This window comes from Streptomyces qaidamensis (assembly GCF_001611795.1).
GTDB classification, from domain to species: Bacteria; Actinomycetota; Actinomycetes; order Streptomycetales; family Streptomycetaceae; genus Streptomyces; species Streptomyces qaidamensis.
The window spans coordinates 2105521-2129890 of record NZ_CP015098.1 but is presented as its reverse complement, the minus strand read 5'-3'; the positions used below and the strand labels follow the sequence as shown (position 1 = coordinate 2129890).

Genomic DNA, 24370 nt, shown 5'->3' with positions numbered 1-24370 from the left:
GCCGCCCGGCGGACGATGTGCGGTCGGGCCGTCAGGCCACGATCAGATAGATGCCGTACCCGACGGCCGCCGCGCACGCCGCGAAGCACGCGTACGCGCCGGTGACCGCGAGGCCTGCGGACCCGCCCTGGGCCACCGCCCGCTCGCGGCGGGTCAGACCGGTGATGCCGAGGGTGAACAGGCCCACGAGAGCCACGGTGACCACGAGGCTGACGCCGAACACGGAGCCGAGGGCCACCCAGTCGATCTTCATATCGGAGACTCTTCCTTGTTGCCGGTGGGCGGGGTCAGACCGTGGTGGTCGTGGAGGCCGTCCGCTCGGCGGTGGCCTGGGCCGGGAACGACGGCACCGGCTCCTCCGCCGGCGTGCCGGCCGGCGGCGGCGTCACCGCGGCCATCGCCGTGGTGACCACGCCCGCGGGCTCGGCGTCGTCGGTGTCGTTGACGTTGGTGTGGTCGACGATCTCCCGCCGCGACAGCTTCCAGATGGCCGCGCTGGAGGAGACGAGGAAGACGGCCACCACCGCGGTGCCCCAGGCGCCGAAGCCGGTGACGTACTCGGCGAGAGCGCCCACCAGGGCCGCCGCCGGCAGCGTCAGACCCCAGGCGACGAACATCCGCGTCGCGGTCGACCAGCGGACGACACCGCCCTTGCGGCCGAGCCCAGCGCCCATCACGGCGCCGGAGACGGAGTGCGTCGTGGACAGGGAGAAACCGAGGTGCGAGGAGGCCAGGATGACCGTGGCCGCGGAGGTCTGGGCGGCGAAGCCCTGCTGCGGCTGGAGGTCGGTCAGGCCCTTGCCCATGGTGCGGATGATGCGCCAGCCGCCCAGGTACGTGCCGAGCGCGATCGCGACGCCCGCGGAGAGGATGACCCACATGGGCGGGTCGGAGTCGGGGGCGAGGGTGCCGCCGGCGACCAGGGCGAGGGTGATGATGCCCATCGTCTTCTGCGCGTCGTTGGTGCCGTGCGCCAGGGAGACCAAGCCCGCCGACGCGATCTGACCGGCCCGGTAGCCCTTCCGGGACGCCTCGCCGTCGGCCTTCTTGCCGAGGGAGTACGTCAGCCGTGTGGCCAGCATCGCCGCGATGCCCGCGACCAGCGGGGCGGCGATCGCCGGGATCAGGACCTTGGTGAGCAGCACGTCACCGTGCACCGCGCCGACGCCCGCCGAGGCGATCGTGGCACCGATCAGACCGCCCATGAGAGCGTGCGAGGAGCTGGACGGCAGACCGACCAGCCACGTCAGCAGGTTCCAGAGGATCGCACCGACCAGGGCGGCGAAGATGACCTCGGGCCGGATGCCGGCCTCGTCGACGAGGCCCTTGGAGATCGTGTTGGCGACTTCGACGGACAGGAAGGCGCCGACCAGGTTGAGGACCGCGGACATGGCCACCGCAACCTTGGGCTTCATGGCGCCCGTGGAAATGGTTGTGGCCATCGCGTTCGCGGTGTCGTGGAAACCGTTCGTGAAATCGAACGCGAGTGCGGTTACCACCACAATCGCGAGGATCAGCGAGAAGCTTTCCATTTACCCAGGCAATCGTTCGAGGTCATTGGCTGGACGACCGTAGGCAACCTGAGTGAACGGAAGATGAACTGGGAGGGGCGCAGGGGTGACCGCACAGGGGGTCGGGACGACGCGCCGAGACGGCCGCACCGGCGCCCCGCGACTAGGCGCCCCTCCCGAGCCGCTTCGGCTGATCGAATGACCCGGGGTCGTATTCGATCGAGCGCGGGCCACAGCGTCCAGCCGTCAGCCGTCCGGCTGCCGCCGTTGCGTACGAAGTGCGCCGCCTGCGCCCGGCCGGAGGGCCGGTCGGGCAGGGCGAAGAAGTATCCCCGCCCGGCGGCGCGTTGAGCCCGTGCCTGGCAGGATCGCGGCATGGCTGAGCAGCGAGGCGACGAGCGGGGCACGGGGGACGCGCGGGAGGGCGGACGGGACGCGGGGGAGGGCGGACGGGGCGCGGGGGAGCCGCGGCGCAGGAGCGCGCGCCCCGAGGAGGCGCACGCCTGGGAGGAGCTCGTCGCGGCGGCCCGCCGGACGGTCGCGGACGGACTGGTCGTCGGCACGTCGGGCAACGTCTCCGTGCGCGTCGGGGACACCGTCCTGGTCACACCGTCGGGCGTCCCCTACGACCGGCTGACCCCGGACGACGTGACCGGCGTCGGCCTCGACGGCCGGCAGGTCCTCGGCACCCTCGTCCCCACCAGCGAGCTGCCCATGCACCTCGCGGTCTACCGCACCACCGGCGCCCGGGCCGTCGTCCACACCCACGCCGTCCACGCGACGGCCGTCTCGACGCTCGTGAGCGAACTCCCGCTGATCCACTACATGGCCGCGGCACTCGGCGGCCCCGTCCGAGTCGCCCCGTATGCCACGTACGGCACCGACGAGCTGGCCGAGAACATGCTCCGCGCCCTCGACGGCCGCTCCGGCTGCCTCCTCCAGAACCACGGCACCGTCACCCACGGCACCACCCTCGCCCAGGCCTACGACCGCACCGCCCAGCTGGAGTGGATGTGCCGCCTGTGGCTGACCGCCTCCTCGGTGCCCGGCCAGGCCCCGAGCCTGCTGTCCCGGGAACAGCTGACGGAGGTGGAGGAGCGCCTGCGCGGCTACGGCCAGCGGGGCTGAGCCGTCCCTGCGGCCGCCGCGGGCGTCACCCCGCCGCTCCGCCCCACTGGTCGCCCGCGGAATCGGCCGGGACACTGGAGCCGTGCGCACTGTCAAAGCGGCGGCCGCTGCCGTCACCGCCGTCATCGGTGCCGGTGCCGCCGCGGTGGCCGCCGGCCGGCTCGCCAGCGACGCCGCGCTCAAGGCGCCCCCCGGCAGGCCCCTGCCCACCGAACCCCGGCTCACCGTGCACGGCACCGCCGCCGGGCGGATCAGCCTCACCCGCGACCTCGCCGCCCTGCGCCCCGGTCGCTACGGCCTGTCCGGCAACGGCTCGCACGCGGTCGTCGGCCCCGTCCTGACCGGCCCCCCGCACCCCGCCGACACCGTCGTGCGCCGCCTGGAGAGCGTCACGCACGGCACGCTGGAGCCCGGTGACAAGGTCTGGCTCACACCGAACGTGTACGTCGGCAACCCGGGCGCCGCCCTCGGACTCGAACACGCCGACGTCGACGTCCCCGGCGAACTCGGCGCCCTGCCCGCGTGGTTCCTGCCGGGCAAGCGGGACACCTGGGTGATCGCCGTGCACGGCCTGGGTGCCACCCGCGAACTCGCCATGAACGTCATGCCGTTCCTGCACCGCAACCACGTCCCGGTGCTCGCCCTCGCCTACCGCGGCGACCTGGGCGCACCCCGCCCGCCCGACGGCCTCAGCCACCTCGGCGAGACCGAGTGGCGCGACCTCGACGCCGCCATCCGCTACGCCGTGCGCTACGGGGCCCGCCAGGTCGTCCTGCACGGCTGGTCCACCGGCGCCACCATGGCCCTGCGCGCCGCCGCGCACTCGGGGCTGCGCGACCGTGTCTCCGGGCTCGTCCTGGACTCCCCGGTGCTCGCCTGGGAGACCACCCTGCGCGCCCTGGCCTCGGCCCGTCGCACCCCGGGCGCGCTGCTGCCCCTCGCGGTCCGGGCCGCCCAGGGCCGCACCGGTCTGTCCGGCGGCCGTGTGGCGGGAGCGGTCCCGTCCGGCGGGCCGAGCGTCCCGGCGCTCGTCATCCACGGCCCGGACGACACCGTCGCCCCCTGGCAGCACTCCCGCCGGCTCGCCGATGCCCGCCCCGACATGGTCGCCCTGCGCACCGTCCGCAACGCACCTCACGGAGCCATGTGGAACGCCGACCCGGAGGCCTACGAGGAAGCCCTCCGGCGCTTCCTGACACCCCTCATGTGACGCCGCTCCCCTCCACCCGCCGACGCGGCCTCCCGTCCCGGCTTCTCCCGCACCCCTCGTTCAGACCCCCTTCGCCCCGTCGCAACCGCATTCCGCCGCCCTCCCCGCCGACCGGTCGCCAGGATTCCGTTTAGCGTCGTACCACTGGCCGGTTCCCGGCCCTCGACCACTCCCGGGAACCGGTGCGTTGGCCATCCCCGTCGCCCGCCGTGACATTCCGTTTGGGTTTTCGGACCGTCAACCGGAAGACTGCACCCGTGACGTCCCGTATCCCGCGCGACTCCAGGCTTCGACTCGTCCGCCCGCGACCCCTGGCCGCCGCCCCACCAGCGATGAACCAGCGGCGCTCGCGCCGCCCCGCACCACGCCCCCCGGAGGGCACCCCGGCACCGGCGGAGCTGGCCAGAATGGCACGCTCAGGTCTCGCCGCCGCGGCCCGCGTCGCCCGCTGGGCCGACGCCGCGCTCGGCCCCGGCCGGGACAGCGCCACCGACGACGGCAAGGCCACCCTCTCCGACGCGACCGCCGAACGGGCCGCCCGCGAGCTGGGCCTGACACCGGCTCAGGTCAGAGCCGACTGGGACACCGCCCGCCTCGCCGGCCTCGTCGAGGTGCACGGCGACAGCGCCCGCCCCGGCTGGCGGCTGCGCGCCTGGGACCGCGACGACAGCGCCGTGCTGCGCGGCTGGGTCGCGCTCTTCGACGCCTGGTCGCTCGCCCATCCGGAGCCCGAGGAGCACGAGCCCGCCGCCGTCGCCGAGGTCGTCTCCGCCATGCCGCAGGCGCTGTCCTTCCTCCAGCTGTCCGCCGGACCCGTCCCCGTGGAGCAGCTCCTGGACCTCCTTGAGCAGCGCGTCACCGAGCTGCGCACCGCCCGCTGCGAGATCCCCTACGGCCCGCAGCCCGAGCCGGCCGCCGAACCGGAGCCCACCGACGCCCCGCTCGCCCCCCTGCTCGACTGGGCCCTGCGCGCCCTCGGCTCCGTCGGCGCCCTCACCTACGGCGACGGCCAGGCCACGCTCACCCCGCTCGGCAGCTGGGCCGTCTGGGTCAAGCTGGAGCAGATCTGCGTCGCCGCGCAGAGCCCCGCCGGGAACATCGAGCAGGCCGCCGACGACATGCTCCGCGGCTGCGCCCAGCTGCGCCCGAACGCGGCCCGCGCCGAGTACCGCGCCTGGCTCGCCGCCCGCCCCGTCGGCAGCGCCGTCACCGAACTCCTCGGCGCCGCCCGCGGTGAGGACGCCCTGCTGCGCGGCCTCGCCTTCGAGGCGCTGCGCGTGGTCGGCGCCCCCGCCGAGCCGGACGTCCGCGGTGTGCTGGACGAGCCCACGCTCAGGCCGTACGCGCTGCTGTGGCTGGCCGAGCACGACGGCGCCGACCCCGAGGACGCCCACGAGGTCCTCACCCGCGAGGAGGCGACCTGGCTGTGGGTGGACACCGCGGCCGCCGTCGCCGACCACGGGGAGGCGCCGCTGCTGGTGCGCCACCTGGAGTCCGCGGTGCAGCCGACCGTCCCGATGCTCCTGGAGGAGGTACGCGCCGTGGGGCATCCGCGCACCGTGCAGGTCCTGGTCGCCCTCGCCGCCGCACACCCCGACCCGGCCCTGGCCAAAGCCGTCCGCCGGGCCGCCTTCCAGGTGCACACCGGCGGCAGCTAGGGCGGGCGCCCGGGGTCAGCCCGGTATCTCGGGCGCGTACGTGCCGAAGCTCCACACGTTGCCCTCGAGGTCCCGGGCCATGTAGTCCCGCGAGCCGTAGTCCTGGTCCGTCGGGGGCATCAGCACCTCCACGCCGTGGTCCACCGCGCGGCGGTGGTGCCCGTCCACGTCGTCCACCACCACGTACACCCCCGTGGTGCCGGCGTCCTTCATGGCCGCGTCGAACAGGCCGCCCCGGCCCTTGGTGCCGACCATCACCGCGCCGTTGCCCTGTGCCAGCTCGGCGTGCAGCACCGAGCCGTCCTCGCCCTCGTACACCGACAGCTCCGTGAAGCCGAAGGCCTCCGTGAGCTGCCGGATCGCCGCCTTCGCGTCGGCGTACAGCAGCGTCGGGTAGATGCTCGGACGCCCGCCGGACGTGCCTGCCATGGCGATCACTTCCTCGTGTCTCGCTGGGTGTTCCCCCGCCGGGAGAGCCGGATTCCGGCCCGCTGTCTCAGTCTTCCACCGGCCACTGACAACGGCCCTCCGCGCGGCCGCCGGTGATCGAACACCCGCACACAGAAAAAGTGGTTGCACGCCCCCGTTAGACTGTCCCCCATGGCCATTCTCCTCGCGCATTAGACGGCGGGAACGTCCTCAGCCGTCCATCCCGCCCCCGTATCCGCCCTGGAGTCTGTCCGTGATCTCCGCCTCCGGTATCGAGCTGCGCGCCGGTGCCCGCGTCCTCATCGAAAACGCCTCGTTCCGCATCGCCAAGGGCGACCGCATCGGCCTGGTCGGCCGCAACGGCGCGGGGAAGACCACCCTCACCAAATGCCTGGCCGGCGAGGGCATGCCCGCCGGCGGCACCATCACCCGCTCCGGCGAGGTCGGCTACCTCCCGCAGGACCCCCGCACCGGCGACCTCGACATCCTCGCCCGCGACCGCATCCTGTCCGCGCGCGGCCTGGACGTGCTGATCCGCAAGATGCGCGACAACGAGCAGCGCATCGCCAACGGCCAGGGCGCCACCCGCGAGAAGGCGCTCAGGCAGTACGAGCGCCAGGAGACGGAGTTCCTCACCAAGGGCGGGTACGCCGCCGAGGCCGAGGCCGCCACCATCGCCGCCGCGCTCAACCTGCCCGACCGGGTCCTCGGCCAGCCGCTGCACACGCTCTCCGGCGGTCAGCGCCGCCGTATCGAGCTGGCCCGCATCCTGTTCTCCGACGCGGACACCCTGCTGCTCGACGAGCCGACGAACCACCTCGACGCCGACTCGATCGTCTGGCTGCGCGACTACCTGAAGACCTACCGCGGCGGCTTCATCGTGATCTCCCACGACGTCGACCTGGTCGAGACGGTCGTGAACAAGGTGTTCTACCTGGACGCCAACCGCGCCCAGATCGACATCTACAACATGGGCTGGAAGCTCTACCAGCAGCAGCGCGAGGCCGACGAGAAGCGCCGCAAGCGCGAGCGGCAGAACGCCGAGAAGAAGGCATCCGCGCTGCACTCGCAGGCCGACAAGATGCGGGCCAAGGCCACCAAGACCGTCGCCGCGCAGAACATGGCCCGCCGGGCGGACAAGCTGCTGGCCGGCCTGGAGGCCGAGCGGAAATCCGACAAGGTCGCCAAGCTGCGCTTCCCCGAGCCCTCCCCGTGCGGCAAGACCCCCCTCATGGCCGAGGGCCTGTCGAAGTCCTACGGTTCGCTGGAGATCTTCACCGACGTCGACCTGGCCATCGACAAGGGCTCGCGCGTCGTCATCCTGGGCCTCAACGGCGCGGGCAAGACGACCCTGCTCCGCCTGCTCGGCGGGGCGGAGCAGCCCGACACCGGCAAGGTCATCGAGGGCCACGGCCTCAAGCTCGGCTACTACGCGCAGGAGCACGAGACCCTCGACCCGGAGCGCACGGTCCTGGAGAACATGCGCTCCGCCGCCCCCGACCTGGACCTGGTGGAGGTCCGCAAGACGCTCGGATCCTTCCTGTTCTCCGGGGACGACGTCGACAAGCCGGCCGGCGTCCTGTCCGGCGGCGAGAAGACCCGCCTCGCCCTCGCCACCCTCGTGGTGTCCTCGGCGAACGTGCTGCTCCTCGACGAGCCGACCAACAACCTCGACCCCGCCAGCCGCGAGGAGATTCTCGGCGCGCTGCGCACCTACAAGGGCGCGGTCGTCCTCGTCACGCACGACGAGGGCGCGGTCGAGGCGCTCCAGCCGGAGCGGATCATCCTGCTGCCGGACGGCGTCGAGGACCTGTGGGGCGCCGACTACGCGGATCTCGTCGCCCTGGCCTGAGCGTCAGTGCCGCTTGATCGAATGCGTGATCAACGGCGCATGGATCATTCGGCCCAGCGGTGATCCATCATCTGTGTGAGATCTCCTCGTACCGAGGTGTGTCCTACATCGATTTCGCGGCCGAGCCCCCGATTCTTCCGGGCTCGGCCGCGCCGCCTTTCTGACCTGGCCTTTTCCGGAACAATCCGTTCGGCCGCAGGGACACCACTCTTCGGAATTCCATATTCCGTATGTGGGGATGTGCTCCTGTCGTCACAACCTTGTCTCACCGACCTTGCCGAATGGGTGGCCATCAAGGCCCAGAGGGGTGATCATGAGGAGACCAGAGCGCACTTCCCATGAGGAGGCACGGGTGGCCGAGACTCTGAAGAAGGGCAGCCGGGTGACCGGCGCCGCGCGCGACAAGCTCGCGGCAGACCTGAAGAAGAAGTACGACGCCGGTGCGAGCATCCGGGCGTTGGCCGAGGAGACCGGCCGCTCGTATGGCTTTGTGCACCGCATGCTCAGTGAGTCGGGCGTCACGCTGCGAGGGCGTGGCGGGGCGACCCGGGGCAAAAAGGCCACGGCCTGACCCCGGGTGGCCCCTCGGCTTCGATGGTGGCCACCCGGTCGGTCGTCTGATCGGCCGGGTGGTTACTGTGCAGTCACTTAAGTGTGGCCCGCCACGGCGTCACAGCCGTCGCGGGGCGCACAAGACGACCGCACGCATCGGAGGCGTCCCATGGCTTCGTCCGACCAGGACCTCGTTCCCGTACTCGACAAGGACGGCGTACGGCTCACCGTCGACGACGCGATCGCCACGGTGACGCTGACCAACCCGGCCAAGCGCAACGCGCAGAGCCCCGCTCTGTGGCGGGCGCTGACCGAGGCCGGGCGGCAGCTGCCGGGCTCCGTCCGCGTCGTGGTGCTGCGGGCCGAGGGCAAGTCCTTCTCGGCCGGGCTCGACCGGCAGGCGTTCACGCCCGAGGGCTTCGACGGCGAACCGTCGTTCGTCGACCTCGCGCGCGGCGCCGACGCCGAGCTGGACGCGACCATCGCCGAATACCAGGAGGCGTTCACCTGGTGGCGGCGCAGCGACATCGTCTCCGTCGCCGCTGTCCAGGGGCATGCCGTCGGGGCGGGCTTCCAGCTCGCCCTCGCCTGCGACCTGCGCGTCGTCGCCGACGACGTGCAGTTCGCCATGCGCGAGACCAGCCTCGGACTCGTGCCCGACCTGACGGGCACGCATCCGCTGGTGGGGCTCGTCGGATACGCCCGCGCGCTGGAGATCTGCGTGACCGGGCGCTTCGTCGCGGCCGAGGAGGCCGTGAACACCGGCCTGGCCAACGTCGCCGTGCCCGTCGGCCAGCTCGACGACACCGTGCGCGACCTGGCCGCGGCCGTGCTCGCCGCGCCCCGTGACGCGGTCGTCGAGACCAAGGCCCTGCTGCGCGGCGCCCAGGACCGCACGTACGAGGAGCAGCGCGCGGCCGAGCGTCAGTCCCAGGCCCGCCGGCTGCGGGACCTCGCGGGCGTCGGGGACTGAGAACCGCCGGACCGCCGGGCCGGGAGCGCGGTCAGCCGATCGCGCTCACCACGACCGCCACCGTCGGGTGATCCGGCAGCACCCTCCTGACCACCGTCCGGACCTCGCGGGCCACGTCCCGGGCCCGCTGGTCCGCGCCCACCGCCAGCTCCAGCCGGACATGACGGTGGGGCAGCGCGGCGCCCTCGCGGGGGAGTTCCTCGATGTGCACGGGGTGGCCCAGCGTGCCGGTCAGACGGAGCACGCCCTGGACCCCGAGCGCGGCGGCGGCCACACGGCCCTCGTCGCCGCCCCCGGCCGGCGCGGCACTCGGGGGCTCGGGAAGGCGCGCGGCGATCCCGGCTTCCCCGGGCCCCTCGTCCAGCAGCCCCGTCACCCGCAGGTCCACCTCCGTCACCGTCAGACCGAGCCGCTCGGTCGCGGCGGTCGCCAGCGTCGCCCGCAGCAGGGACGCCGTCGTCGGCAGCGGCTGCGCAGCCGTCGCGGCGAACTCCGCCGTCACCCGCAACGGCCCGGGCGGCAGAGCACTCGGCGGAGCCGGTACCGCCGGCTCAGCGGTGTCCGCCGCGTCGGCGACCACGACGCGGAGCGCGTCGAGGCGTACGCCCGGCGCGTCCCACGTCGCGCTCCGCAGCACCGCCTCGACCGCCCGCTCCGCGATCCACGCGCCGTCCCGCGCGTCACCCAACGGCAGAAGCCTGCCGATTCCCAGCTGATGTCTCACTGCCTGTGTCCATCGGTCGGCCGTCATTCCTCCAGCCTGCCGCATCAGAGGCGCGCTTCCACGTAACCGTGCTTACCGTGGTCGAAGGACGACGAAAAGGACGTACGCCGATGACTGACATGACCGAGAACCGGGGCGGGGAGACCGAGACCGCGGCGGTGCGCAGAAGCCCGTTGGCCAAGCACAGCGGGGGAGACGCCGGATCCCGCGGGCGGACGACCATCGCGGACGGTGTCGTGGAGAAGATCGCCGGCCTCGCAGCACGCGACGTCGACGGTGTGCACGCCATGGGCAGCGGCCTGTCCCGCACGTTCGGAGCAGTGCGCGACCGCGTGCCCGGCGGCACCAAGGCGGTGTCACGCGGGGTGAAGGCCGAGGTCGGCGAAGTGCAGGCGGCCCTCGACCTGGAGATCGTGGTCGAGTACGGCGTGTCGATCGCCGATGTGGCCCGCGACGTACGGGAGAACGTCATCACCGCCGTGGAGCGGATGACCGGCCTGGAGGTCGTCGAGGTGAACATCGCGGTGAGCGACGTGAAGCTGCCGGACGAGGAGGACGAGGAACCGGAGCGCCGAATCCAGTGAGACACGGGTCATCGGACAACGACACAGCGGCTGAGGAGCTGAGGAGCGCATGAGCATGGCCGTGGTCGGCATGATCGCCGGCATGGCGCTGGCCTTCGCCGGATATTTCGGCGGATTCGGCGCCTTCCTGCTGGTGGCGGCACTGGGTGCCGTCGGCTTCGTCGTCGGCCGGTTCCTGGACGGGGACCTGGAGTTCGGCGACTTCTTCCGTCCTCGTGAACGCGAACGGCGGCGGTGACGCCCGTGAGTACGGCGGCTGGTGAGTTCGACAGGCCTCTGACCGTCGTCCCGCCGGGCGAGCGCGGCGCGACCCGGATCGCCGACCGGGTCGTCGCGAAGATCGCCTCGCGGGCGGCCCGGGAGGCGGTCGGCTTGCTGCCGCCCGACGCCGGCCGGCCCTCCGCGTCCGTCGTCGTCCACCACGAAGTCGCCCGCGTCCGGATCCAGCTCGAACTCGGCTACCCCTGCGACATCGGCGCCCGCTGCCGCAAGGTGCGTCAGCAAGTCGTCGAGCGGGTGAGCACCTTGGCGGGCATGCAGGTGCCGGAGGTCGTCGTCCAGGTGGAGCGGCTGCACCTGGACGCGGCGCTCGGCGCGGTACAGGGGAGGACGCAATGAGCGAACCCCAGGGCACTCAGCCCCCCGAGGACAGCACGCAGCGCCGGCCCGTCCTCGACAAGCGGGAGACGGAGGACGGCAACGGGCCGGACCGGTCCGAGCCGTCGGGCGCCCGCGAACCCCAGGGCGAGCGGGGCCGCGTGGGCCGCTTCTGGTCGGCGCGCCGCGTGCCCGCCGGCATCGTCGCCCTGCTGCTCCTGGGCCTCACCGGGCTGTTCCTCTACGACATCGTCTCCGTGCGCGCCGGCCGCCCCGGCATGGCCTGGCGGCGGGAACTGGCCCGGCAGCTCGCCGAACGGCCCCTGGACGACACCTGGGTGCTCGTCGGCGCGGGGATCGCCGCCGTCCTCGGCCTCTGGCTGCTGATCCTGGCCGTCACGCCCGGCCTGCGGGACGTGCTCCCGATGCGGCGCACGCACACCGACGTACGCGCCGGACTGCACCGGGACGCCGCCGCCACGGCGCTGCGGGACCGGGCCATGGAGGTGGCCGGCGTTCAGTCGGCAGGGGCACGGGTGCGCCGGAGGCGGGCGCGCGTCCGCGCCGTGTCGCACTTCCGGGAACTGGACGACGTACGAACCGATCTGGACGCCGTGCTCGCCGACGCGGTCCGCGGACTGGGGCTGTCCCGGCCGCCCTCGCTGTCGGTGCGGGTCCGGCGGCCCGGCCGGAAGGGGTGAAAACGGTGCTCAGAACCGTCAACCGCGTGTTCCTCGGCCTGGTGGGCCTGATCCTGCTGGTGCTGGGTGGCTCCGTCCTGGCCGTCGGCCTCGGCGTCTCGGCACCCTCGTGGTGGATCCACGACAGCAAGCACGACGTGCTGCTGAGCCACGCCGAGCGCACCCGCTGGCACGACGACGGCTGGTGGTGGCCGGTCGTCATCGCCGCCCTCGCGGTCCTGCTGCTGCTCGCCCTGTGGTGGCTCGTCGCCGCCCTGCGCCGGCGCCGCCTCGCCGAGGTCCTCGTCGACACCGGTGACGGCGAGGGCGCGCTCCTGCGCGGCCGGGCCCTGGAGAACGTCCTCACCCAGGAGGCGGACCACATCGACGGCGTGGACGGAGCCCGAGCCCATCTGAAGGGCGGGCGCAGCACCCCCGAGGCCCGCGTACGTCTCGCACTGGAGCCACACGTGGACCCGGGGGCGGCCCTGAACGACTTCACGACCGGCGCCCTCACCCATGCCAGGACGTCGGCGGGGCTCGCCTCGCTCCCGGCGGAGGTGAGGCTGAAGGGGGTCAAGCACGGCGCCGAACGGGTGAGCTGAGCAGGGGTCGCATGCGACCCCTCAGAACCCGTGCCGCGCGCCACCGTCGACCGGCACCATGACACCGGTCAGATAGGAGGCCGCCGGCGACATCAGGAACGCCGCCACCCGCCCGAACTCCTCCGGAGTCCCGTACCGCCGCAGCGGAATCCGCGACTCCGACGCCACCCGGGTCGCCTCGGGATCCGCCGACAGCGCGTCCAGCTGCCGTACCCGGTCCGTGTCGATCCGCCCCGGCAGGACACCGACCACCCTGATGCCCCGCGGCCCCAGCTCGTCGGAGAGCGACTTGGCGAACCCCGCCAGCCCGGGCCGCAGCCCGTTCGAAATGGTCAGCCCCGGAATCGGCTCGTACACCGACCCGGACAGCACGAACCCGATGACGCCCCCGGCCTCCATCTCGGCGGCCGCGGCGCGAGCCAGCCGGACGGCACCGAGGAACACCGACTCGAACGCCGTCTGCCACTGCTCGTCCGTGTTGTCCGCGACGAACCCGGCAGGCGGCCCGCCCACGCTGATGAGGACACCGTTGAAACGGCCGAAGTGCTCCCGCGCGGTGCCGATCAGCCGGGCCGCCGCCTCCGGGTCCGCGTTGTCGACGGCCACCCCGACCGCGTTCGGTCCCAGCTCGGCCGCCGCTTCGGCGACGCTCTTCTCGTCCCGCCCCGAGACGACCACCTTCGCCCCGTCCGCGACGAGCTGACGCGCGGTGGCGTTGCCGAGGCCGCGCGTGGCTCCGGTGACGACGTACACCCTGTCCTTCAGTCCAAGATCCATGGTCCCTATCCTGCCCGGTCCGCACCGAACAGGGCGAGGGCGGTGTTCACCAGCCCGATGTGGCTGAACGCCTGCGGGAAGTTGCCGAGGTGCCGGCGGGTCACCGGGTCGAACTCCTCGGAGAGCAGCCCGACGTCGTTGGCGAGCCCCGCCAGCCGCTCGAACATCTCGCGGGCCTCCTTCGTGCGCCCCGTCATGTACAGGGCGTCCGCGAGCCAGAACGAGCACACCAGGAACACGCCCTCGCCGCCGGGCAGCCCGTCGACCTCACCGTCGTCCGTGCTGTAGCGGAGCAGGAAGCCGCCGTGCGTCAGTTCCTTGCGGACCGCGTCGATCGTGCCGATCACCCGCGGATCGTCCGGCGGCAGGAACCCGACGCGCGGGATGAGCAGCAGGGCCGCGTCCAGTTCGCGTGAGCCGTAGGACTGCGTGAAGGTGTTGCGTTCCGGGTCGTAGCCCTTCTCGCACACCTCCTGGTGCACCTCGTCGCGCAGCTCGCGCCAGCCGTCCAGGTCGCCGTCCAGCTCCGGGTGACGCTCCAGGGTGCGGACGGCACGGTCGGCGGCCACCCACACCATCACCTTCGAGTGCACGAACTGGCGCTGCCCGCCGCGCACCTCCCACAGCCCCTCGTCCGGCTGCCGCCAGTTGGTCCGCAGGAAGTCCATCAGGGCCGTCTGCAGCGCCCACACGTCGGGCTGGGCGGACAGGCCCGACTCGCGGGCGAGGCACAGGGAGTCCATGACCTCGCCGTAGACGTCCAGCTGGAGCTGCTTCACGGCGTCGTTGCCGACGCGTACGGGCGCGGACCGGGCGAAGCCGGAGAGCCACGGCAGCTCGAACTCGGGCAGCCTCCGCTCGCCCGCCACGCCGTACATGATCTGCAGGTCCGCCGGGTCGCCCGCGACCGCGCGCAGCAGCCAGTTCCGCCAGGCCTCCGCTTCCTCCTGGTAGCCCGCCGCGAGCAGCGCGTTCAGGGTGAGGGTGGAGTCGCGAAGCCAGCAGAAGCGGTAGTCCCAGTTGCGCACCCCGCCCGGCTCCTCGGGCAGCGAGGTGGTGGGGGCGGCGACGATGCCGCCCGTCGGGGCGTAGGTGAGCGCCTTGAGGGTGATCAGGGAGCGGACGACGGCGTCCCGGTGCGGGCCGTCGTAGCGGCAGTGCGACACCCAGGCCCGCCAGTCCTCCACACTGTGGCGCAGTGCGTCGTACGGGTCGACGAGTGGTGGGCGCGGCTCGTGGGAGGGGTGCCAGGTCAGGACGAACGCGACCTTCTCGCCCTTCTTGACGGTGAACTCCGCGTGCGTGCCGAAGTCCTCGCCCCAGCTGCTCACCTCCGGCTCGCTGCGCAGCCAGGTCGAGTCCGGGCCGGCCACGGCGACGCGGTGGCCGTCGGCCCGGCGCACCCAGGGGGTGATCGAGCCGTAGTCGAAGCGCAGCTTCAGGACGCTGTGCAGCGTCACCTCTCCGTCGAGGCCCTCGACGATGCGCACGAGGTCGGGGGCGCGGTCGCGCTGGGGCATCAGGTCGGTGACCCGGACCGCCCCTTGCCCGGTCTCCCATTCGGTGTCAAGGACGAGGGTGTCGCGGCGGTAGGCACGCCGGGTGCAGCGCTCCGCCCCCACGGGGGCGATGCGCCAGTACCCGTTGTCCTCGTCACCGAGCAGTCTGGCGAAGCAGGCGGCCGAGTCGAAGCGCGGCAGACACAACCAGTCGACGGATCCGTCCGTACCGACCAGGGCCGCGGTCTGCTCGTCGCCGATGAGCGCGTAGTCCTCGATACTGGGGTGCACGGAGTGCGGGTTCCCGGCAACTCGGCGTGGCAATCAGGGCGGGGCCGGGGGAGTGATGTGTCCTGAACACAGGGGGCGGGCTGCGACGCGCCCCCCGCGCGTGGGCCGCGCTGCCCGCGTGGGCCGCGCCCCGTGCCCCCGGCCCGGTTCAGGTACCGCCTGCGCGCACCGGTTGCGCTACACCGCTGCCGGCTCGGACTGCGTCGCGTCGGGTCGCTCGGCCGCCTTCTGGGCCCGCTCCCGGGCCTCGCGGCGGGCCAGGACCACCCAGCCGACCGGGACGGCCGCGGAGAACAGCCACCACTGGACGGCGTACGCGTAGTTCAGCGCGGCGTCCTCCTTGCCGGGGTCGCCCAGCAGCTCGGGGATGTCGCCCTTGGGCTCGGGTGCCGTCTGGGCGATGTAGCCGCCGAGCACCGTCGCGTCCAGGCGACGGGCCTGCTGCTCGCTGTTGATCAGCATGATCTGCCGGTCCGGCAGGCCCTGGAGGTTCTTGATGCCGCTCGCCGCGGTCGTCTCGTCGGGCATCAGCCGCCCCTCGACGGTGACCTCGCCGCCCGGCGGTGCGGGGACCTTCGGGAACGCGGTCTGGCTCGGGCCGGCGGAGGGGACCCACCCCCGGTTGACCAGCAGCACCTTGCCGTCGTCCAGGACGAAGGGGGTCAGCACGTGGTAGCCGACCTCGTCGTCGGAGTTGGTGCGGCGCCGGACGACGACCTCGTCCTCCGTGTCGAAGCGGCCCTTCGCCGTCACGGTCCGGTACCGCTCGGTGCTGGTCACGGTGTGCCCGGGCGCCGTCAGCTTCTCCACGGGCACCGGCTCGGCGGCCAGCGCGTCGGTGACCAGCTGGTTCCGGGCGGTGCGCTCGTCGTAGCGGTGCATCTGCCAGATGCCCAGCCTGATCATCGTGGGGATGAGAAGCAGGGCGATCAACGTGAGGATCACCCACTGCCGGGACATCAGGAAGCGGTACACCCCACGACCGTACAACTCGGTCGTGGGGTGCATTGAGGCGGGTGCGGATTCACACCTTGTCGACAATTCCTGCCTTTCCCTCCGCGCGGGCGCAGTGGGCGCCGCAATACCAGTGGCCCTCGACCTCGACGCCCTGGCCGATGATCTGCACCCGGCAGTGCTCGCAGATGGGGGCCATGCGGTGGATCGCGCAGGAGAAGCAGTCGAAGACGTGCACCGCGCCCTGCGCGTGCACCTCGAAGGTCATTCCGTACTGATTGCCACATACCTCACAGGTCGCCATGCGCCACAGGGTGAGCCGTCGTACCCGCGTGGGCGAGCGGGTGCCGGGCGAGTCGCCCGGCAATCACCCGTCCGTACGGTCACTCCTCCGACGTACGCTCACCCCTCCGACGCCGGCTCCACATCCGCGAGGAGTTGTCCGAACGCCGCCTCGTCGACGACGGGCGTACCGAACTGCCGGGCCTTGACGGCCTTCGACGTGCCCGAGTCCGGGTCGTTCGTGACGAGCAGGCTGGTCAGCCGGGACAGGCTCGTGGCCACATGCAGCCCGGCCTCGGTCGCGCGGTCCTCCAGCAGGTCCCGCTCGGTGGAGGTGTCACCGGAGAAGGCGACCCGCATTCCCTGCTTGAGCCGCCCGCCCGCCTCGTACCGCCCGGGGTTGGGGTAGGGGCAGGCAGGGCGCTTGCGGGACGGGCGCCACGTGCTCGGCCGGTAGCCGTAGCCCCCGGGGCCCGCCTGCTGCCCGATGCGCGGCGTGGCGGGGCGGTCCGTCCATTCGGTCAGCGGCCGGCACTCGTGCAGCGGCAGCCGTACGTTGTTGGCCGCCGCGGCCCGCAGGCTCGGCCGGAACGCCTCCGCCAGCACGCGCGCGTCGTCCAGCGCGTGGTGCGCCCGCTGCTGGACGACACCGAAGTGCGCGGCGAGGGACTCCAGCTTGTGGTTGGGCAGCGGCAGTCCGAGCTCCTTGGACAGCGCGATGGTGCACAGCCGCTGCTTCACCGGTGCCTCGCGCTCGGCGCGTGCGTACTCCCGGGCGATCATCTGCCAGTCGAAGACGGCGTTGTGCGCGACGAGCACGCGCCCCGCCAGCCGGGCGGTGAACTCCTCGGCGATCTCCGGGAAGAGGGGCGCCCCTTCGAGCGCCTCGCTCGTCAGTCCGTGGATCCACACGGGACCCGGGTCGCGCTCGGGGTTGACCGTCGTGTACCAGTGGTCCTCGACCTCGCCGCGCTCGTCCAGCCGGTAGACCGCCGCGGAGATGATGCGGTCGTCCCGGGCCAGGCCCGTGGTCTCCACGTCAACGACCGCGTACCCCTTGGGATACGCGGCCGGCCACGGCGTGGCAGAGAACACTGCGGTCGTCAGGTCTTCCAGCATGGTCCCTGAGGATACGGGCCGTGACTGACACCGCCGTCCGCCAGGTGCGCCCGCCGGGCCCTTCCGATGGCCCCTCAGGCGGGTTGTCCGGTCTGTCCGTTCGCGGGGCGTACGTCTGATCGATCCTCAGTCGATCGCCACGGATCCGACGCCGCGGGCGGAGAGAAGCGCGCCGGGGTCGCTGCTGTCACCAGCGGATGGGCACCGGAAGCGCCGTCAGCAGTCCGGACGCCGCGACCGCCAGACCCAGGACGGCCACCTCCGCCCGGGCCGGCGCACAGGCGGTCAGCGGGTCGGCCGCCCGCCGCAGCCGCCGCCGGGCCCACACGGCGAGGGTGGCGACGACCGCCACGAGAAGCACCTTGGCGAGCAGTGCGCGCCCGTACGCCGTTCCCGTCAGCTGCTCCAGGATCGTCTCCGGCGGCATCCGCCGCAGTGAACTGCACACGCCCGTCGCGGTGATGGCGGCGAGCAGTACGAGCGCCACGCGCGCGTAGAGACCCAGCAGGGCCGCGCCCGCCGTGCGGGGCCACAGCCGGAGGGTGCGCAGGGCGTGCAGCAGGCCGCCCGCCCACAGGGCCGCGCACGTCAGATGGACGAGCGTCAGCGCGGAGCCGGTCAGCGGGCCGTGCTCGGTCGTGGGGTGTGCGCGCAGGGCCTCGGCGACGACCACGGCGGCCAGCGGCCACACCTGCGTGACCGGCCGGCGCGACATGGCGCACAGTCCCGCCACGAGGAACGCGTTGACCTCCAGCAGGGCGAGCTTGCCGTCCCGGGACGCGTAGAGCCCGCCGGCGTCGATGTCCGCCACATGGTCCGGCACGAGATTGCCGGTGGCCACGACCGAGGCGAGCCCCAGGGCGGCGGCGAAACCGGCGGCGGCCGCGAAGGGGGCCCAGCTGCGGGGCGCCGGATGCCCCTGCCCGCCGGGCAGCGAACGCGCCAGCCGGTTCACGAACAGCTCGCCGACGGGTATGCACAGCGCCGCGAAGAGCACCGTACGCAGCAGGGCTATGCCGCCGGTGCCGGGCGCTTCGGCCTCCCCGGTGCCGTGCAGCGCGGCGGACGGGCCGAGCAGCGGGATCAGCGCGGCCAGGGCCACCAGCATCAGAACGGCGACGGCCCGCCCCGCACCGGCACGCGGCACCGGCCCCTGCGGATCGGGCCCCCCGGGCGTGGGTCTTGTCAGAGTCACCCCAGGATCTTCACCAACCTCCACACGGCCGGGCAAGTCAGCCGACCACCCTCGACCGACCCGGGAAGCGGCGGGCCACCACGGCCGCACCTCCCTGTGCCGGTCCGTCGGCCGCAGTTCCGCGGGCGGCCTCGGCGTCTTCGGCCCGGCCGGGGCCGATGCCCGGGCCGTTCGCCCAGCCACCACTCTGTCCACGCGCCCCTTGTCGCAGACACGGAACGGGCCGGGCAGGTACCCCCGCCCGGCCCGTTCCGCCTTCACACGAGCTCTACTTGGTCACCGCGTCCAGCGCGTCCGCGATGCCCCAGCCGTAGAAGCCGTTGCGGTTCTTGGAGCCCTCGCACACCGCGTCGATCTTGCCGTCGGCGTTGATGTCGTAGGGGTCCGTGCACGGCGTGGCGTCCGCCTCCGCGTACAGCAACGCCTTCACCAGCGCCGGGGAGGCGTACGGGTGCGTCGACTTGATGAGGGCGGCGACACCCGCGACGTGCGGGGACGCCATCGACGTACCAGCCATGTAGCCCCACTTGCCGCCCGGCAGCGTGCCCAGGATGAGGCCGCTCGTGGCCGGCGCCTCCGGCTTCTGGTAGGCGGTCGAGTCACCGCCCGGGGCGGCTATGTCCGCGACGCCCAGACCGTAGTTGGAGAACGACGACTTGATGCCCTTCGCGCCCGTCGAGGCGACCGTGACGACCCCCGGCAGCTGGGTCGGGATGTCGAGGCACTTCGAGGGGTCGACGACCCGGTCGCCCGGCGTGGTGTCGTTCGGGGACGACGGGTCGGTGATCTCGTCGGAGGCGAGGTCGTAGTTCTCGTTGCCGGCCGCGGCGACGTTGACCGCGCCCTTCCTCTCCGCGTACTTCGCGGCCCGCGTGACGGCGTCCACGAGCGCCTTCTGGTCCGGGTCGTTCTTGCAGTTGAAGTACCAGGGGTCCGTGTAATAGCTGTTGTTCGTCACGTCGACCCCGTGCTCCGCCGCCCACACGAAGCCGCAGACCACGGCCTCCGTGTAGAAGAAGCCGTCCGGGTTGGACACCTTGATGCCGGAGACCTTCACCCCGGGCGCGACACCCGTCATGCCGACGCCGTTCTTCGCGGCGGCGATCTCACCGGCGACGTGCGTGCCGTGCGGGCTCTCCGCGGCGCTCGGCCGCCAGGCCCCGTCGGCCGTGTCCGGCTTGCCCGACACACAGTTGACCGACGCCTTGCGGTCGAAGTTGGGCGCGATGTCGGGGTGTGTGTCGTCGACACCGGTGTCGATCACGGCGACCGTGACCTTCTTGCTGCCCAGCGTCTTCTCGTGCGCCTTGTCCGCCTTGATGGCCGGCAGGTCCCACTGCTGAGGCTGCAACGGGTCCTGCCCGGCGGGCGCTTCGGCCTTCGCGACCTCGGCCGCGCTCAGCACCTTGGGCGCGCCCAGGTCCCCCGTCGACGCCGTCGACGCCGAGGGCAGCGGCGCGGTGCGGGTGGCGCCCGCCGACTGCACGCCGCGCACCTTGCGGATGGTCTTGGCGAAGTCGGCGTTCGAGGAGTGGACGACGATGACGCCGATCTGGTCGTACGACGTCACGACCACACCGCCGGCCTTGGCGACGGCCTTCTTCACGTACGCCGAAGTACGGTGCCCCGGCTTGACGTTGACGACGTAGCTGAGCGGGGTCGCGTCGGCCCGGGCCGACGCGGGGGCCGGGGCGTCCTCGGCGGCCGTGGCCATGGTGTTCGGCAGGAACGCGAGGGCCGTGGCCATGGCCATCCCGGCCGGGATCGCGACGGCGCGACGGTAGCGCGCGTACGGCGCAGTCATGGTGTCTCCAGTTCGTTCACGGTACGTGCTGATCTTGCGGAGGGTCTCGGTGGCGGGCCGGGCCACTTGACCGCGCGCAGCGCGTTGACGATGCCGTGGCCGTAGAAGCCGTTGAGGCGCTCGCCGCCCTCGCAGACCGCGTCCTGCGTGCCGTCACCGTCCTGGTCGTAGGAGGCGGGGCAGGCGGTCTCGTCGGCCTGCGCCTTCAGCAGCGCCTGGAGCTGGGCCGGGGACGCCCAGGGGTGCTTGGACTTCAGCAGCGCGGCGACGCCGGAGGCGTGCGGCGAGGCCATCGAGGTGCCCTGCAGGAAGCCCCACGCGCCGTTCGGCATGGTGGACAGGATGCGGCCGTCCTTCGAGGGTGTGTCCGGGATCTGGTAGCGGCGGTCACCACCCGGCGCGGCGACGTCGACGACGCCCTTGCCGTACGTCGAGAAGTACGACTTCACGTTGTCGACGCCCGTGGAGCTCACCGTGACGACACCCGGCAGCTGGGTCGGTATGTCGAGGCACTCGTGCGGGTCGATCGTGCGCTCGGCGGGCGTGGTGTCGTTCGGGCTGGAGTCGTCGACGATCGCGTCCGCGTCCAGGTCGTGGTTGGAGTTGCCGGCCGCGGCGACGTTCAGCGTGCCCTTCTTCTGGGCGTACAGCTGCGCCCTGTTGACCGCGGTGACGACGGCGCGCTGGTCCGGGTCGTCCATGCAGTTGTAGAGCCACGGGTCGACGTAGTAGCTGTTGTTCGTGATCTCGACGCCGTGGTCGGCGGCGAACACGAACGCGCAGACGACGCTCTCCGGGTAGAAGAGGCCGTTCGCCCGGTCGGTCACGTTGATGCTGGACACCTTCACACCGGGAGCGACGCCCGCGACGCCTATGCCGTTGCGGGCGGCGGCTATCTCACCCGCGACATGCGTGCCGTGGTAGTCCTCGGGGGTGTACGGCCGCCAGGCGCCCTCGCTGGTGTCGGGCTTGCCGCCGGCGCAGTTGGCGGACTGCGACGCGGAGAAGTTCGGGGCGATGTCGGGGTGGGTGTCGTCCACACCCGTGTCGATCACGGCGACGGTCACCTTGCGGCTGCCCGGGTTGATCTGGGCGGCCTTGTCGGCGCCGATCGCGCGCAGGTCCCACTGATCCGCCTCAAGGGGCTCACTCTCGGGCGTCTTCGCCGAGGCGGCCTCGGTGCGCTTGGCCTGGGCGGCCGTCAGGTACTCGACCGCGCCCTCCTCCTTCGTCCCCGCGGCCGTCAGCGGCGCCGTCCGGGTCGCACCCGCGGACTGCACCCCGCGGGCCTTGCGGATCGACGTGGCGAAGTCGGGATTCGAGGAGTGGACGACGATCACGCCGATCCGCTGGTACGTGGCCACGACCGAGCCGCCGGCCTGCGCGATCGCCTTCTTCACCGAGGCGATCGTGTGGCGGTCCACCTTGGTGTTGACGACGTACGCCAGCTTCGGCGCGTCCGCCGTCCGCGTGGCCGGCGCCGCCTGCGGGGCCGCCGACGCGGCGGCCGGCAGGAAGCCGAGAGAGGCCGTCAGGGACAGCACGACGGGCACGGCGAGAGCCAGCCGGCGTCTGGAACGCAAGTGAGACATGGGGTCTCCACATCCTCCGGAAACGAAACCGGCCCGAGGCACAGGTGGTGCTCGGGCAGGTACATGACGTGGTGGTGCAGGGTGAAGCTATCCCGGCCTCTCGCTGGCCAGCAACGCTTTGCCGAAACGACTTCGGAAAGAACGCCGGGTGTTTGAACCGGTTCCCGCGTGCCGCCGTGACGTTGAACAAGGAGCGCGAGGTCTCTCGCCTCCGCCCCCGTTCCCAATCGCTTCCGTCATTGCGAGGAGACTCCGTGGCCACCGACGCACCGCCCCCCTCGAAAGAGCAACACAAGCTCCCCTCACCCGAGGAGTTCGCGGAGGTGCACGAGAGCGCGGAGTTCGGTGAACTGCGCCGCTCCTACCGCTCCTTCGCCTTCCCGCTGACCGTCGGCTTCATCGCCTGGTACCTGCTGTACGTCCTGCTCTCGAACTACGCGGGCGGCTTCATGGGCACCAAGCTCTTCGGCAACATCAACGTCGCCTTCATCCTCGGCGTCGCACAGTTCGTCACCACGTTCCTCATCGCCTGGTGGTACTCGCGGCACGCCGCCGCGAAGCTCGACCCCAAGGCCGAGGCCATCAAGACCCGGATGGAGAGCGGCGCATGAGCCCCGTACAGCAGACCTTCCTCGCCGCGAACGAGGCCAGCGAGCACCGCCCGCTGATCATCACCCTGTTCGCGCTGTTCGTCGTCGCGACCCTCGGCATCACCATCTGGGCGGGCCGCCAGACCAAGGACGCGGCCGACTTCTACGCCGGAGGCCGCCAGTTCAGCGCCTTCCAGAACGGACTCGCCGTCTCCGGCGACTACATGTCCGCCGCGTCGTTCCTCGGCATCGCGGGCGCCATCGCCCTCTTCGGATACGACGGCTTCCTCTACTCCATCGGCTTCCTGGTCGCCTGGCTCGTCGCCCTGCTCCTGGTGGCCGAACCACTGCGCAACTCCGGCCGCTACACCATGGGCGACGTCCTCGCGTACCGCATGCGCCAGCGCCCGGTCCGCACCGCCGCCGGCACCTCCACGATCGTGGTGTCGATCTTCTACCTGCTGGCCCAGATGGCCGGAGCGGGCGTCCTCGTCTCGCTGCTGCTCGGCATCACCACCGACGCCGGCAAGATCCTCATCGTCGCCCTCGTCGGCATCCTGATGATCGTCTACGTCTCCATCGGCGGCATGAAGGGCACCACCTGGGTGCAGATGGTCAAGGCCGTGCTGCTCATCGGCGGCACCATCCTGATCACCTTCCTGGTGCTGCTGAAGTTCAACTTCAACATCTCCGACCTGCTCGGCCAGGCCGCCGAGAACAGCGGCAAGGGCGCCGCCTTCCTGGAGCCCGGCCTGCAGTACGGCGCGACCGGCACCTCCAAGCTGGACTTCATCTCCCTCGGCATCGCCCTGGTCCTCGGCACCGCCGGCCTGCCGCACATCCTGATCCGCTTCTACACCGTGCCCGACGCCAAGGCCGCCCGTAAGTCCGTGAACTGGGCGATCGGCATCATCGGCGGCTTCTACCTGATGACCATCGCCCTCGGCTTCGGCGCCGCCGCGCTGATCTCCCAGGACGAGATCATCGCGTCCAACCCGTCCGGCAACACGGCGGCACCCCTGCTCGCCCTGCACCTGGGTGGTGTCGACTCGACCTGGGGCGCGATCCTGCTCGCCACGATCTCGGCGGTGGCCTTCGCGACCATCCTCGCCGTGGTGGCCGGCCTCACCCTCGCCTCCTCGTCCTCCTTCGCGCACGACATCTACGCCAACGTCATCCGCAAGGGGAAGGCATCCGGCGCCGAGGAAGTGCGCGCGGCCCGCTGGGCGACCGTCTTCATCGGTGTCGTCTCCATCGGCCTCGGAGCCCTCGCCCGCGACCTGAACGTGGCCGGCCTGGTCGCCCTCGCCTTCGCGGTCGCCGCCTCCGCCAACCTCCCGACGATCCTCTACAGCCTGTTCTGGAAGCGCTTCACCACGCAGGGCGCCCTGTGGTCGATCTACGGGGGTCTGATCGTCGCCGTCGGCCTGGTGTTGTTCTCGCCCGTCGTCTCCGGCGACCCCAAGGCGATGTTCCCCGAGGTCGACTTCGCCTGGTTCCCGCTGAAGAACCCGGGCATCATCTCCATCCCGTTCGGCTTCCTCATGGGCTGGCTCGGCACGGTCCTGTCCAAGGAGGAGCCCGACGCCAAGAAGTACGCGGAGCTGGAGGTCCGGTCCCTGACCGGCACCGGAGCCCACTGATCCCGACCCCTCCCGCGCGGCCGAGTCGTAGGAACCTCCAGGTCCCTGCGGCACGGCCGCGTCCCGCGTGGTGGGATCGGGCCTGTGGCGTTGTCGGTGGGGTCGCGTAGGCTCGCGGGTG

Annotated in this window: 25 protein-coding genes and 1 pseudogene; 13 read left to right on the top strand and 13 right to left on the bottom strand. The window is 72.1% G+C overall.

The window, feature by feature from the left end; all coding sequences use genetic code 11:
- Positions 1 to 31: 31 nt before the first annotated feature.
- From A4E84_RS09315 to A4E84_RS44370, 3 genes and pseudogenes are all read right to left on the bottom strand, one after another.
- Positions 32 to 253 carry a hypothetical protein gene (locus tag A4E84_RS09315; RefSeq protein ID WP_062926086.1) on the bottom strand — a complete coding sequence of 74 codons (222 nt, stop codon included), beginning with the start codon at positions 251 to 253 and terminating at the stop codon, positions 32 to 34.
- Between the two features lie 34 nt (positions 254 to 287).
- A complete protein-coding gene (locus A4E84_RS09310) occupies positions 288 to 1532 on the bottom strand; it encodes an inorganic phosphate transporter (protein WP_062926085.1) in 1245 nt (414 codons plus the stop codon).
- Between the two features lie 197 nt (positions 1533 to 1729).
- A pseudogene (locus A4E84_RS44370) lies at positions 1730 to 1858 on the bottom strand (hydrolase); the annotation flags it as partial.
- Between the two features lie 28 nt (positions 1859 to 1886).
- Between A4E84_RS44370 and A4E84_RS09305 the strand changes: the two are divergent.
- The 3 genes from A4E84_RS09305 (at position 1887) to A4E84_RS09295 (ending at position 5507) form a co-directional block, all read left to right on the top strand.
- Entirely contained in the window at positions 1887 to 2639 is a 753-nt protein-coding gene (locus A4E84_RS09305; protein WP_062926084.1) for a class II aldolase/adducin family protein, read from the top strand.
- Between the two features lie 82 nt (positions 2640 to 2721).
- Positions 2722 to 3849 (top strand): alpha/beta hydrolase, encoded by a 1128-nt coding sequence (locus A4E84_RS09300; RefSeq protein ID WP_062926083.1) that lies wholly within the window; start codon positions 2722 to 2724, stop codon positions 3847 to 3849.
- 257 nt (positions 3850 to 4106) lie between these two features.
- The gene (locus tag A4E84_RS09295; RefSeq protein ID WP_174569412.1) at positions 4107 to 5507 is read left to right on the top strand and encodes a hypothetical protein; all 1401 of its coding nucleotides are present in this window, start codon (positions 4107 to 4109) and stop codon (positions 5505 to 5507) included.
- Positions 5508 to 5522: 15 nt separating this feature from the next.
- Here the strand turns inward: A4E84_RS09295 and A4E84_RS09290 are convergent, their stop codons facing one another.
- Positions 5523 to 5936, bottom strand: coding sequence for a VOC family protein (locus A4E84_RS09290; RefSeq protein WP_062926081.1), 414 nt, complete (start codon positions 5934 to 5936; stop codon positions 5523 to 5525).
- Between the two features lie 253 nt (positions 5937 to 6189).
- Here A4E84_RS09290 and A4E84_RS09285 point away from each other — a divergent pair, with 253 nt between their 5' ends.
- The 3 genes from A4E84_RS09285 (at position 6190) to A4E84_RS09275 (ending at position 9313) form a co-directional block, all read left to right on the top strand.
- Positions 6190 to 7788 carry an ABC-F family ATP-binding cassette domain-containing protein gene (locus A4E84_RS09285; RefSeq protein WP_062926080.1) on the top strand — a complete coding sequence of 533 codons (1599 nt, stop codon included), beginning with the start codon at positions 6190 to 6192 and terminating at the stop codon, positions 7786 to 7788.
- A gap of 352 nt (positions 7789 to 8140) precedes the next feature.
- Positions 8141 to 8359 (top strand): helix-turn-helix domain-containing protein, encoded by a 219-nt coding sequence (locus A4E84_RS09280; RefSeq protein ID WP_010037790.1) that lies wholly within the window; start codon positions 8141 to 8143, stop codon positions 8357 to 8359.
- Positions 8360 to 8509: 150 nt separating this feature from the next.
- The gene (locus A4E84_RS09275; protein ID WP_062926079.1) at positions 8510 to 9313 is read left to right on the top strand and encodes an enoyl-CoA hydratase/isomerase family protein; all 804 of its coding nucleotides are present in this window, start codon (positions 8510 to 8512) and stop codon (positions 9311 to 9313) included.
- Positions 9314 to 9344: 31 nt separating this feature from the next.
- Here the strand turns inward: A4E84_RS09275 and A4E84_RS09270 are convergent, their stop codons facing one another.
- Entirely contained in the window at positions 9345 to 10064 is a 720-nt protein-coding gene (locus A4E84_RS09270) for a hypothetical protein (protein ID WP_062926078.1), read from the bottom strand.
- Between the two features lie 83 nt (positions 10065 to 10147).
- Here A4E84_RS09270 and A4E84_RS09265 point away from each other — a divergent pair, with 83 nt between their 5' ends.
- Genes A4E84_RS09265 through amaP form a run of 5 tightly spaced genes read left to right on the top strand, consistent with a single transcriptional unit; the run spans position 10148 to position 12503 of the window.
- On the top strand, positions 10148 to 10621 hold the full coding sequence (locus A4E84_RS09265; RefSeq protein ID WP_062926077.1) for an Asp23/Gls24 family envelope stress response protein: 474 nt from the start codon (positions 10148 to 10150) through the stop codon (positions 10619 to 10621).
- 49 nt (positions 10622 to 10670) lie between these two features.
- Complete coding sequence (locus A4E84_RS09260) at positions 10671 to 10859, top strand: hypothetical protein (protein WP_031142734.1); 189 nt, start codon at positions 10671 to 10673, stop codon at positions 10857 to 10859.
- Positions 10856 to 11239: an Asp23/Gls24 family envelope stress response protein gene (locus A4E84_RS09255; RefSeq protein ID WP_062926076.1), complete on the top strand. Its 384-nt coding sequence runs from the start codon at positions 10856 to 10858 to the stop codon at positions 11237 to 11239. The genes A4E84_RS09260 and A4E84_RS09255 overlap by 4 nt, the downstream gene beginning before the upstream one ends.
- Positions 11236 to 11919 carry a DUF6286 domain-containing protein gene (locus tag A4E84_RS09250; protein WP_062926075.1) on the top strand — a complete coding sequence of 228 codons (684 nt, stop codon included), beginning with the start codon at positions 11236 to 11238 and terminating at the stop codon, positions 11917 to 11919. Before A4E84_RS09255 ends, A4E84_RS09250 begins: the two co-directional genes overlap by 4 nt.
- A complete protein-coding gene (gene amaP, locus A4E84_RS09245) occupies positions 11916 to 12503 on the top strand; it encodes an alkaline shock response membrane anchor protein AmaP (RefSeq protein ID WP_062926074.1) in 588 nt (195 codons plus the stop codon). The genes A4E84_RS09250 and amaP overlap by 4 nt, the downstream gene beginning before the upstream one ends.
- A gap of 21 nt (positions 12504 to 12524) precedes the next feature.
- On the opposite strand, the gene A4E84_RS09240 is transcribed toward amaP, so the two are convergent.
- From A4E84_RS09240 to A4E84_RS09205, 8 genes are all read right to left on the bottom strand, one after another.
- A complete protein-coding gene (locus A4E84_RS09240) occupies positions 12525 to 13280 on the bottom strand; it encodes an SDR family oxidoreductase (protein ID WP_062926073.1) in 756 nt (251 codons plus the stop codon).
- Between the two features lie 5 nt (positions 13281 to 13285).
- The gene (locus A4E84_RS09235; protein ID WP_062926072.1) at positions 13286 to 15070 is read right to left on the bottom strand and encodes a glycoside hydrolase family 15 protein; all 1785 of its coding nucleotides are present in this window, start codon (positions 15068 to 15070) and stop codon (positions 13286 to 13288) included.
- A 177-nt stretch (positions 15071 to 15247) separates the two neighbouring features.
- On the bottom strand, positions 15248 to 16045 hold the full coding sequence (locus A4E84_RS09230; protein ID WP_335340826.1) for an SURF1 family cytochrome oxidase biogenesis protein: 798 nt from the start codon (positions 16043 to 16045) through the stop codon (positions 15248 to 15250).
- A 49-nt stretch (positions 16046 to 16094) separates the two neighbouring features.
- A complete protein-coding gene (locus A4E84_RS09225; protein ID WP_078615365.1) occupies positions 16095 to 16328 on the bottom strand; it encodes a hypothetical protein in 234 nt (77 codons plus the stop codon).
- A 98-nt stretch (positions 16329 to 16426) separates the two neighbouring features.
- The gene (locus tag A4E84_RS09220; RefSeq protein ID WP_062926070.1) at positions 16427 to 17425 is read right to left on the bottom strand and encodes a DEDDh family exonuclease; all 999 of its coding nucleotides are present in this window, start codon (positions 17423 to 17425) and stop codon (positions 16427 to 16429) included.
- Positions 17426 to 17612: 187 nt separating this feature from the next.
- Positions 17613 to 18620: a CopD family protein gene (locus A4E84_RS09215; protein WP_062926069.1), complete on the bottom strand. Its 1008-nt coding sequence runs from the start codon at positions 18618 to 18620 to the stop codon at positions 17613 to 17615.
- Between the two features lie 268 nt (positions 18621 to 18888).
- Positions 18889 to 20424, bottom strand: coding sequence for a S8 family peptidase (locus A4E84_RS09210; RefSeq protein WP_062926068.1), 1536 nt, complete (start codon positions 20422 to 20424; stop codon positions 18889 to 18891).
- On the bottom strand, positions 20421 to 22016 hold the full coding sequence (locus A4E84_RS09205) for a S8 family serine peptidase (RefSeq protein WP_237304886.1): 1596 nt from the start codon (positions 22014 to 22016) through the stop codon (positions 20421 to 20423). The genes A4E84_RS09210 and A4E84_RS09205 overlap by 4 nt, the downstream gene beginning before the upstream one ends.
- Before the next feature lie 254 nt (positions 22017 to 22270).
- On the opposite strand from A4E84_RS09205, the gene A4E84_RS09200 reads away from it, so the two are divergent.
- Both A4E84_RS09200 and A4E84_RS09195 read left to right on the top strand, forming a co-directional pair.
- On the top strand, positions 22271 to 22627 hold the full coding sequence (locus tag A4E84_RS09200) for a DUF485 domain-containing protein (protein WP_062926067.1): 357 nt from the start codon (positions 22271 to 22273) through the stop codon (positions 22625 to 22627).
- Positions 22624 to 24249 carry a solute symporter family protein gene (locus A4E84_RS09195; RefSeq protein ID WP_062926066.1) on the top strand — a complete coding sequence of 542 codons (1626 nt, stop codon included), beginning with the start codon at positions 22624 to 22626 and terminating at the stop codon, positions 24247 to 24249. Before A4E84_RS09200 ends, A4E84_RS09195 begins: the two co-directional genes overlap by 4 nt.
- Positions 24250 to 24370 lie beyond the last annotated feature (121 nt).